The organism is Marinagarivorans algicola (genome assembly GCF_001292705.1).
Taxonomy (GTDB): Bacteria; Pseudomonadota; Gammaproteobacteria; order Pseudomonadales; family Cellvibrionaceae; genus Marinagarivorans; species Marinagarivorans algicola.
Window position 1 is genome coordinate 22,424 of record NZ_LGAK01000062.1, and the last position, 6,755, is coordinate 29,178.

11 protein-coding genes are annotated in these 6,755 nt (G+C 44.2%); 10 read left to right on the forward strand and 1 reads right to left on the reverse strand.

Features of this window, described 5'->3' with window-relative positions:
- Positions 1-13 precede the first annotated feature (13 nt).
- From AC438_RS15090 to aroE, 7 genes are all read left to right on the forward strand, one after another.
- Positions 14-1,426, forward strand: coding sequence for a sodium/proline symporter (locus tag AC438_RS15090; protein WP_053982092.1), 1,413 nt, complete (start codon positions 14-16; stop codon positions 1,424-1,426).
- Between the two features lie 155 nt (positions 1,427-1,581).
- The gene (locus tag AC438_RS15095) at positions 1,582-1,791 is read left to right on the forward strand and encodes a DUF4177 domain-containing protein (RefSeq protein WP_053982093.1); all 210 of its coding nucleotides are present in this window, start codon (positions 1,582-1,584) and stop codon (positions 1,789-1,791) included.
- Positions 1,788-2,000 (forward strand): hypothetical protein, encoded by a 213-nt coding sequence (locus AC438_RS15100; protein WP_053982094.1) that lies wholly within the window; start codon positions 1,788-1,790, stop codon positions 1,998-2,000. The genes AC438_RS15095 and AC438_RS15100 overlap by 4 nt, the downstream gene beginning before the upstream one ends.
- A gap of 31 nt (positions 2,001-2,031) precedes the next feature.
- Entirely contained in the window at positions 2,032-2,160 is a 129-nt protein-coding gene (locus AC438_RS17380) for a hypothetical protein (RefSeq protein WP_274377623.1), read from the forward strand.
- A 129-nt stretch (positions 2,161-2,289) separates the two neighbouring features.
- The gene (gene tsaC / locus AC438_RS15105; protein WP_053982095.1) at positions 2,290-2,886 is read left to right on the forward strand and encodes an L-threonylcarbamoyladenylate synthase type 1 TsaC; all 597 of its coding nucleotides are present in this window, start codon (positions 2,290-2,292) and stop codon (positions 2,884-2,886) included.
- Positions 2,887-2,952: 66 nt separating this feature from the next.
- Complete coding sequence (gene hemF / locus AC438_RS15110) at positions 2,953-3,861, forward strand: oxygen-dependent coproporphyrinogen oxidase (protein ID WP_053982096.1); 909 nt, start codon at positions 2,953-2,955, stop codon at positions 3,859-3,861.
- Between the two features lie 3 nt (positions 3,862-3,864).
- Positions 3,865-4,740: a shikimate dehydrogenase gene (aroE, locus tag AC438_RS15115; protein WP_053982097.1), complete on the forward strand. Its 876-nt coding sequence runs from the start codon at positions 3,865-3,867 to the stop codon at positions 4,738-4,740.
- A 93-nt stretch (positions 4,741-4,833) separates the two neighbouring features.
- Here aroE and AC438_RS15120 read toward each other — a convergent pair whose 3' ends face one another.
- Positions 4,834-5,094 carry a DUF3081 family protein gene (locus tag AC438_RS15120; protein ID WP_053982098.1) on the reverse strand — a complete coding sequence of 87 codons (261 nt, stop codon included), beginning with the start codon at positions 5,092-5,094 and terminating at the stop codon, positions 4,834-4,836.
- A gap of 172 nt (positions 5,095-5,266) precedes the next feature.
- Here AC438_RS15120 and AC438_RS15125 point away from each other — a divergent pair, with 172 nt between their 5' ends.
- The 3 genes from AC438_RS15125 to AC438_RS15135 are packed head-to-tail and all read left to right on the forward strand — an operon-like array spanning position 5,267 to position 6,672.
- Positions 5,267-5,569: a DUF6482 family protein gene (locus tag AC438_RS15125; RefSeq protein WP_053982099.1), complete on the forward strand. Its 303-nt coding sequence runs from the start codon at positions 5,267-5,269 to the stop codon at positions 5,567-5,569.
- Between the two features lies 1 nt (position 5,570).
- Complete coding sequence (locus AC438_RS15130; RefSeq protein ID WP_053982100.1) at positions 5,571-5,927, forward strand: thiol-disulfide oxidoreductase DCC family protein; 357 nt, start codon at positions 5,571-5,573, stop codon at positions 5,925-5,927.
- Complete coding sequence (locus AC438_RS15135) at positions 5,914-6,672, forward strand: SDR family NAD(P)-dependent oxidoreductase (protein WP_053982101.1); 759 nt, start codon at positions 5,914-5,916, stop codon at positions 6,670-6,672. Before AC438_RS15130 ends, AC438_RS15135 begins: the two co-directional genes overlap by 14 nt.
- Positions 6,673-6,755 lie beyond the last annotated feature (83 nt).

A 6,755-nucleotide genomic window follows, 5' to 3' on the forward strand; every position in this document is an offset into this window, starting at 1 on the left:
CATCGAGCAATCAATGTTAATTTCTTTTTGTTTTCTTTTATTCGCTTTTGTCGCTATTGGCTTACTCTCTAGTCGTAAAAGCCAAGGCACAAAACACGATTATTATCTTGCCAGCAATACGGTATCACCGAGCTTAGTGGGCTTAAGTGCGGTAGCAACCAATAATAGCGGTTATATGTTTATTGGGGTCATTGGCTATACCTATACCGTCGGCCTAAGTGCTATTTGGCTAATGTGTGGATGGATTTTGGGTGATTTTTTAGCATCGGTTTATATGTATTCACGCATACGCAAAGCCACCGATCAAACACAAGCGATGAGTTACAGCCAGCTACTGAGCGCATGGCAAGGCCAAAACCAACCCATTCTACAAAAAGTGATTGCTCTTATTTCACTTGCGTTTTTATTAATTTATGCCTCTGCACAGCTACTGGCAGGCAGCAAAGCGCTGCATGTTTTATTAGACTGGCCGCTATGGTCCGGCGCGGTTATAGGCAGCATTATGGTTGCACTCTATTGTATGGCTGGCGGTATTCGCGCCTCCATTTGGACTGATGCTGCCCAAAGTGTTGTGATGATTATTGCCATGATGCTGCTATTGTTTGTCGGTGTTTATGAGCTAGGCGGCATAAAAGCCACTCTCACCAATATGCACGCAATCGATCATTTTATGCAGCTAGCGCCTAAAGACACTGCACCCGACGGCTGGAGTGGTATTGTTTTATTTATTTTGGGTTGGACGGTTGCTGGATTTTGCGTGGCAGGGCAACCGCATATTATGGTTCGTTTCATGACACTCAATAACACTCGGAATATGCGACAAGCCAAAATATGGTATTACAGCTGGTTTGTTGCCTTTTACTGTATGGCCACCGCTGTCGGCTTGCTTGCACGCTTATATATTACAGACACTGGCGCGTTTGATCCTGAGCTAGCCTTACCCACAATGGCGACACACTTGCTACCACCGGCTTTAGTCGGCTTAGTGTTAGCGGGTATTTTTGCCGCCACCATGTCAACCGCTGACTCACTACTGCTCAATTGCTCAAGCGCTGTCACTAATGATTTAAAGCTCATGCCCAAAAGTGCAAAAAGCACATTTTGGCTAAAAATAACAACCGTTTTGTTAACCGTATTGGCGTTAATATTAGCGCTCACAGCCAACAATAGCGTTTTTAACCTAGTGATTATGGCCTGGTCGGGCCTTGGCAGTGCTTTTGTACCGTTATTAATTATATTATGTTTAGGCGCTAAACCATCGCAGCTTACCAGTATTATCATGGTTCTTGCCGGTTTAAGTGGCGCTTATTTATGGCGTCATTTTGGGCTTCACGGCTTTGTATTTGAAGGCGTTGCAGGCATCACTCTAGGCATCACGGCATGGCTAGCCTTATACGGTTATTCTCGCTTAAAAACACCCAACTAATCGCTTTAGCTTGCACAGTACCACCTATCCACCACCCATTAACGGTGTAATCGATGATATCTGTTGAATATAACCTCTTACCCACAAGTCAGTGGAACCTTTGATTAAAAAGTTTACAATAATAGAATTAATCAACAAGACTCAGGAGTGTAGCAATGAAATATAAAGTTGTCATTTATCAAGAAGGAATGCTGGGATCCTTATTATTAGGGGGCTCAAAGGTTAACCCCCTCAGGTTTACCGATTTTTTGAATGCGAATGCTGAACAAGGATGGCGAGTACAAACTATGGAAAAAGATATCCGTAGGATGTTGCTGTTATGGAAAAGAGAAGCCTATGTTGTGATATTGGGTCGAGAGCAATGAAATACGGTTCAATTATTTGTACAGCGCTATTTATACTGGGTATTGTTCTCTCTTTAGTTCAATTATGGATTGAACCTTTTGACGCTGCGCTTTTTACTAAATTACTGATCACCATCATTGCATTTTTTGTTATCGCCTTAGGTATTACCTTAGTGTTTAAAGAGTATTTAAGCGAAAAAGAAATGAAAAAAAAAGGCTACATTGATTAACAACAGTGGCCAACAATAGAGGTAAGAATTTATGCTCTTATCTCTTGATCAAACCGGTGACAGCACTGCCTATATGTACAAGCTCGGTAACTACACCCATGGTGCAGGTATGAAGTCTCGCTTCTTTCTGGATGCCCAATCCCCCTTATCTCTCACTTAAATACCCAAAAACACTCCATCAGCACCTTACAGATTCAGTTTGGCAGCTTGGCTGAATAGTTATCTGTGCATACTTGTCGGGCGCAGCGCTTTACGGTAACTTAAGTCTTTACCTCTTGTGATGCTTTATATGCGCCCTTTAATAGCCAATACTCACCTAGCCAACCCTTATCTTCATCAGCATGCACTTGCATTAACAGCAGGCGCTGTACTGGCATACCCTACCGAGGCTGTATGGGGGCTCGGCTGTGACCCTTTTAACGAGCAAGCAGTCAATACTATTTTGCAACTTAAAAACCGTGATGTGGGCAAAGGCGTTATTTTAATTGCCGGCCATATTGAGCAGGTCGCATTTTTATTAAAGGGTTTAAATAATGAACACCTCAAGCAGCTGCGCCGCACCTGGCCGGGCCCGCACACCTGGTTAGTACCCCATAATCATCGTGTGCCGCACTTTATTCATGGCCACTTTGATACTGTTGCCGTTCGCGTCAGCGCGCATCCCACTGTGCAAGCGCTTTGTCATCGTTTTGGCGGGCCTATTGTCTCTACCTCGGCTAATCCGCAGGGCTTACCCGAAGCCAAAACGCAGCTCAAAGCCCGCAGCTATTTTACGCACAATCGTTTTGGGCATACTTTGCATTATTGTCCTGGATCAGTAGGCAAGGCTGCTAAACCCAGTAAAATCCAGCATTTGCTGACCGGCGATATTATTCGTGCCTCATAAAATATTCATTCTATTCATGTGCTGGGAATGTAACTGCCAGCCAAACCCAGACCTTAAGGACCTGCTATGACAGCCCCCAATAAAGAAGCCGTAAAAGCCTTTTTACTACAACTGCAAGACAACATCTGCCGCGACCTGGCTGCAGCCGATGGTAAAGGTGAGTTTGTAGAAGACAGCTGGACCCGTGCAGAAGGCGGTGGTGGTCGCTCGCGCGTATTAACCGACGGTGATGTCATTGAAAAAGGCGGTGTTAATTTTTCACACGTGACGGGTGAGCAAATGCCTGCCTCTGCCACTGCCCATCGGCCAGAGCTTGCAGGCCGCAAATTTGAGGCAATGGGTGTCTCTTTGGTAATTCACCCACACAACCCATACATACCCACTAGCCATGCTAACGTACGCTTTTTTATTGCGGAAAAAGAAGGCGCTGAGCCCGTGTGGTGGTTTGGTGGCGGCTACGATTTAACCCCTTATTATGGCAATGACGAAGATTGCCAACATTGGCACCAAACCGCCAAAGACGCTTGTACACCTTTTGGTGAAGACGTTTATCCTAAATACAAAAAATGGTGTGATGAATACTTTCATCTTAAGCATCGTAATGAGCCGCGCGGTGTAGGTGGTTTATTTTTTGATGATTTAAATACGCCCGATTTCAAACAAGCCTTTGCTTTTATGCAAGCTGTGGGCAATAGCTTTACCCAAGCTTACGTGCCCATTGTAGAAAAGCGTAAAGCCATAGAGTACGGCGAGCGCGAGCGACACTTTCAGTTATACCGCCGCGGTCGCTATGTAGAATTTAATTTGGTCTTTGACCGCGGGACATTATTTGGTTTACAAACCGGTGGCCGCACTGAATCTATTTTAATGTCATTACCGCCGTTAGTACGATGGGAGTATGACTGGCACCCAGAGCCCAACACACCAGAAGCCAAGCTATACGACCATTTTTTACAACCACGGGAGTGGGTGTAAGTGATGAATGATGCTGCCTTAGGCAACATAAAAAAGAATAAGGCCATTGATCAATACGCTGTAGTGGGTAACCCCATCGAGCACTCAAAATCGCCTATTATTCATACTGCGTTTGCCAAGCAAACGAATCAAGCCATGCGTTATACCCAACAACTGATCGCGCGTGGTGATTTTAAAAAGGACGTCAATGCCTTTTTTACTCAAGGGGGTAAAGGTTTAAATATTACCGTGCCTTTTAAAGAGGAAGCGTTTAATTTTGCGACCGCCTTAACACAAAGGGCACAGCTTGCGGGCGCCGTAAATACTTTGTCGATGCAAGCCGACGGCAGTATTTTAGGCGACACCACCGATGGCCTAGGCCTAGTCAATGATTTAAAAAAACATCACTTCAAATTACGCAATGCACGCGTCTTAGTGCTGGGCGCAGGCGGGGCTGTACGCGGTGTACTAGAGCCTCTTTTAGCCGAGCAACCTTATGAAGTTGTTATTGCCAACCGCACCTTAAGCAAAGCACAACAACTGGCAGAGACCTTTAAACCCTACGGAAATATTAGCGCCTGCGCCTTTATTGCATTAACTCAAACCCAGTATTTAACGGGTTTTGATACTGTCATTAATGGCACTTCGGCCAGTTTAAATGGCGACCTGCCACCTGTAACAGCCAGTATTTTTGCCAATAAAAATACCACAGGGGCTTACGACATGATGTATGGTGCAACCCTCACGCCTTTTTTAGAGTGGGCCCAAATTAATGGTGTCAACTTGGCGGCTGACGGCTTAGGTATGCTAGTGGGCCAAGCAGCCGAGTCGTTTAAGTTATGGCGAGGTGTTATACCTGACACTGAAAGCGTCATCCGTCGGTTAAGAAGCACACCTTAACTCAAGTGCTTTGCAGGTGTGCGCCTGTAAAGCCATTTTTAAATATCGCCTTAAAACCCCGTATCGTGCCTTTTTTGACTATAACCCATTGGCCTATTCTGCCTCGAATAACAACTCATCAATTTTTAATTTAAAACGCTCTAGCTGCTGAGTATCAGCATAATCTAAATGATATTTGTAATGATAATAAACCGCCATACTCACTTGGCCATCATTAACAAAAACAGTGTACCCGTCTACATCATTTTCAGCGAGCAACCCCTTATAACGGTATCCTGCCTCCTCGCGCACGCCTTTATCACGAATGACTTGATAGGCTTTAACCACGTCTTTAGGATTTATTAAATCACTCATACCCACTCCACTCATCCAAGATTTTTTGCTCAACGTAACATCAATTGTTCACAGCGCATCACCGTATCGCCTAAGCTCATCACACTAGGCCAAGCTGCGACATTCATCGGCCCTTCATGCACATTGATACGGCCACCATGACACTTCAGGCTTTACACTATTAGGTAATTTTATGAACTTAGTCATTCAAGCGTGCGAAGGTGGTTTTTATATTGCCAAACTCACCGATGAAGCCCATAGCGAGCGCTGGCTGCGAGCCCTATGCCATCGACACGGATTAACTTACAAAGCGAATATGCGCTTTCACAGCCTAGCGCACATTCGTGAGTATTTTGCAGCACTCATACCAGTCAATGTATGGCTTGAGCACAATACCGCATACGATGAAATGATTGGTTTACCTTCTGGTGAAGGCAGTTATCGACAGCCGCTTTACTGGTACCAAGAAAATCACCCCATCGCCAAAAGTGCATAACATGAACCAGCAGCCAAGTGGTACGGTTTACTATGACGGTCAGTGTCCTTTATGTAATAAAGAAATTACCCAACTGAAAACAAAAACCTGTTCACTGCAATTTATTGATGCTCACACCCATACCGAACTGCCTAAGCCTAGACATCTGTTATTGCAGCAATTACATGTCATTACCCGTACGGGTCAAACACTAATCGGGTTAGATGCCAATATTTACATGTGGCGAAATAGTGGCGCTGCTCGATTAGCAGCGTTTTTTTCCTTACCCGTGATATATCCTATTGCCACGCGTATTTATACACGATGGGCTAAGTATCGCTACCAAAAACTTTACGGTAAAATGAATGACTACCAGTAAAAAAGAAACTCACCAGACACCTCTAAAAGTCATAATTTTGGGAAGCGGTGCCATTGGCAATGCCTTAGCCCAAGTTATTCTTACACATAATACAGGTGCACATTGCATCATTACCTATCATCGTAATCCGCCCTCTTTTCAACACCCACGCTTAACCAGCATGTCGCTCAACGCTCTGCACGAAGATGAGTTTATCACTCTAAAAGACAACATTCTTTCAACTGTAGGATCGATAGATTGGATTATCAATACCATTGGTATTTTGCACGATAAAGATAAAGGTATATTCCCTGAGAAACGTTTATTAGATTTTAACACTCAAACATTTACACAAGTGCTCGAACACAACGTGCTACCTACTGTCTATGCGGCTAAGCACCTTACATCATTATTCGAAAAAAAGAACTCCTGCATTTTTGCGGCTATATCAGCCAAAGTAGGTAGCATAGAAGACAATCGTCAAGGCGGTTGGTATAGCTACCGCGCCAGTAAAGCCTGTTTAAATATGATGATTAAAACAATAGCCATTGAGCTAGCCCATAAGAACAAAAAAACCTGCGTACTCGCACTGCACCCAGGCACTACCGATTCACATTTATCTGAGCCTTTTCAAAAAAATGTTCCCGAAGGGAAGTTGTTTACCCCAGAACGCACGGCAAAGCAGTTAATTAACATTTTATACCGTGTTACACCCGATAATACTGGTAGTTTTTATAGCTGGGACGGGGCGCTATTGCCTTGGTAATTATGAGACCGGTGAACAGCAGTATGAAATAAAAAGAAAGTAACCATTCAGAGGTCCGGAAATCGGGCGCTAATGAATCATTT